Genomic DNA, 2,910 nt, shown 5'->3' with positions numbered 1-2,910 from the left:
GGCGTAACCAGCATGCCGGACCTATCCGGGACTTCGCGGTCGGCTCGAAGATCCGGCGCCCGGATTACCTACCCAACGTTGCTTGACGCGGCACTGGTTCCTTGCGACGTTCGTGCATGAGTGCAAGATTGCATATCGCCGCCAGATTTCCGGCGCTTGCCGCCTGGCGAAAATACTCCTCCGCTTGGTGCCCGTCTCCAGTGACGTCGAGTAGGGAGCCAATGGCATTGATAGCGGGCGGGTAGTCACCATCAGCTGCGCGTTGATACCACTCTGCGGCTTCAATGAGGTCGCCGCGAGTTTCCGCTAGACCGCCGAGCGTTGTTGCGGCGAGTGGGTCGCCACAATCGGCCGCGCTCCGATACCAACGCATGGCTTCATCTGTGTCGCCTCGTCGAAGGAGCAGCGAGGCGAGATTGTTCATCGCTAAATGCAAGCCCGTGGCAGCGGCGTCGCGGTAATACTGCTCGGCCTCGCCGACTTCTCCGGCCTGTTCCGATATCGCACCGAGGTTGTTGATCGCGAGCGGAAGCCCCAGATCCGCGGCGCGTCGGATAGCTTGTGCCGAAGCAGAGGTGTTTCCGCGTTGATACGCCGTGATCCCCACGGCAAGCACCGTGCCGGAATCTTCACTCTGGACCGCGACCTGCCACATGAAGTCCGAGATCGAGCGAGGCTTCCTTGACTGGCCATCATCCGCAGCAAGCAAGTAATCGAATGGCCGGTAGCCACGAGCGTCGCCGGTCGCGCTACGCAGAATCGGTGCGATACGGCCAACCCCAGCAGGTGGCTTCCGCGCGGCCATGATTGCGGCAACTACGTCATTGTCGGTGACGTCCAGGTCGGGCCGAATCTCGAGCAGCGTCCGCGGGACAAGCTCCGCTAGTAGGGATTCCGGAATCGGCTCTGGCCGACCCACACGCGCCCAGTCGATCACCGTCCGGATCACGGCATGTTGAACGACACCGTCGGAATCTCGCGCGTCGTCGTAGCGCTGCAGCAGTTCACGGGCGCCGGCGAGGACCTCGCCGATGCCGTGCACGGCGAGCCGCTCTTCCGGGTACAAGGCGGCCGCATTTGAGCGCTCGGTTTCATCGGCACTGCTGTGATCAAGAGATATCTCACACGACTGCTCCAGCAGCAGTCGGGTTTCCCGGTTTAGCTCACCGGCATCAGCGCGCAAGCGGTCTCGTTCGGTGGTGCGCAGTGTCGAAACCACCACGGTTCTGCCTTTCCTGGACAGAAGTCGTCGCAATAGTTTCGGAGTCAGAGGGGCGTCATGCGTCACGAAACGCTGCAGGTCATCAAGCCATATAACGAGCGGATCGGAGGAATCACTGATTCGTGGATGCTTCGCCAACTGCACTATTGCGCCAGGAAGCGGAACCACCACGCGCGCGTCGGACAGTCCACGGCGAACGACCTCGAACATCGTGCGAGTCTTGCCCGCCTTCGATGGGCCAACGAGGAGAACCAACTGGCCCAGTGCCAGCGCCGATTCCAGTCTGGAGTCAACCTGATCACCGGTACGGGGCAGGTAAGGATCGCTCTGCCCGCATTGGCCGACGCGGCCGTATGCTGTCGAAGTGGCACCGAGCACATAAGGGTCCAGTTTGCCTACGATTGGAAAATCGCCAGCCGGAAAAAACTCGACGAGTTCCTCCGGATGCGGGAGCGTTGCTGACATGCCAGGACCTGCAGGGTACTGGTGGATCGTCACGTCTTGACGGATCGTGACGTCCCGGCCTCCAGATACGGAGTGGAGGTCGGCACGAAATTCTGGCGATGCCATCGGCGGCGCGGCTGGGTCGGCGGCTACGGCCGCACCACGAAAGGGACCGGCGACCTACCGACTTTCACATCCGAGATATCGATGGCTCCTACAAACGACGCCTCCGATACCCGGACTCCCGCACCTGCAGAGTCCACGCCACAGATCCGCAACGACTCGGCATATACTCGTTTGATTCGCACGGCCACGAATTCCCGCGCCTCCTGCGAATCAGCAGAGGCCAGCAATTCCTCGACGGCTCCGCCCAATCCGTGTTCATCGGTTGCATCGATGAGAGCCCTGGCCACCTCCAGCAACTGGCGGTCACCACCTGCGCCCGCGGCAGACAGGTCTTCGGCCAGGCGATCTCGAACCTCGATTGCGCCCGGGTTCCCTTCGACTGGATCGAGGTCGACGTTGTATCGGCGATCTATCAACTGCTTCAGGTTCGTGTACGCGTCAGCGACGGCACCTTGCGCCGAGGCGGTTAATCCAGCCTTGGCCCCCACCGATATGGCCGTGACGACAACCGCGAGCAATGGTTCCACACTAATTCCCCCGTTCGTGATCCCGCCCGCGTACTCTGCCCTCCCACATAGTAGGCCACTCTTCCAGAGGAGGAAGGTCGCTTGCCTCGACGCACGAATTCCCCTTGCGCCCAAGGGCTATCCCCGGCACGTCAGTAGTGGGTACCGACCCCGTAGCCGCAATCGGGCCATCTGGTACGGCTCGCCGAATAGTGCTGGAGGAGTGTCGAGTTCAGGACATCCAGATCTCCAGGCGGCCCGTCCCGTGTGCTCGGCGACCGACCAGGGGCCCTGCAGTCGGCCACCAACGGTCCGAAAGGGTCGAGATTCAGGTGCGGTCAGCTTGTCTTACTGGCAAGATTGTGGAATGGATCCTGTGACGGCACTGGTAGTTTCGGCGATCGCAGCAGGTTCGGTGGAAGGGGTGAGTGATACGGCAGGACAGGCAGTCAAGGATGCCTACGCCTGGTTGAAGAACGTGATCTCACGCAAGTACACCAATGTGGACGTCTCTGCACTAGCCTCAATTTTTCGCCAGGCGGTCGGCCCGGCCTGAGCGGTTTCGGATTGGTTGAAAGCTGCTGATCAGCAGCTTTCGGGCAACCAGTAGTG

General features: G+C 61.5%; 3 protein-coding genes. 1 reads left to right on the top strand and 2 read right to left on the bottom strand.

Annotated elements, in window-relative coordinates:
- Positions 1-64: 64 nt before the first annotated feature.
- Both ACFWU5_RS29045 and ACFWU5_RS29040 read right to left on the bottom strand, forming a co-directional pair.
- Positions 65-1,687, bottom strand: coding sequence for a tetratricopeptide repeat protein (locus tag ACFWU5_RS29045; protein ID WP_379245477.1), 1,623 nt, complete (start codon positions 1,685-1,687; stop codon positions 65-67).
- Positions 1,688-1,815: 128 nt separating this feature from the next.
- Positions 1,816-2,319, bottom strand: a complete 504-nt coding sequence (locus tag ACFWU5_RS29040; protein ID WP_379245479.1) for a hypothetical protein — start codon at positions 2,317-2,319, stop codon at positions 1,816-1,818.
- Between the two features lie 346 nt (positions 2,320-2,665).
- Between ACFWU5_RS29040 and ACFWU5_RS29035 the strand changes: the two genes are divergently transcribed.
- On the top strand, positions 2,666-2,854 hold the full coding sequence (locus ACFWU5_RS29035; protein ID WP_379270072.1) for a hypothetical protein: 189 nt from the start codon (positions 2,666-2,668) through the stop codon (positions 2,852-2,854).
- Positions 2,855-2,910 lie beyond the last annotated feature (56 nt).

The sequence above is a fragment of the Nocardia sp. NPDC058640 genome (genome assembly GCF_042716995.1).
Lineage (GTDB): Bacteria > Actinomycetota > Actinomycetes > Mycobacteriales > Mycobacteriaceae > Nocardia.
This window is presented reverse-complemented; position numbering and strand designations above follow the sequence as displayed.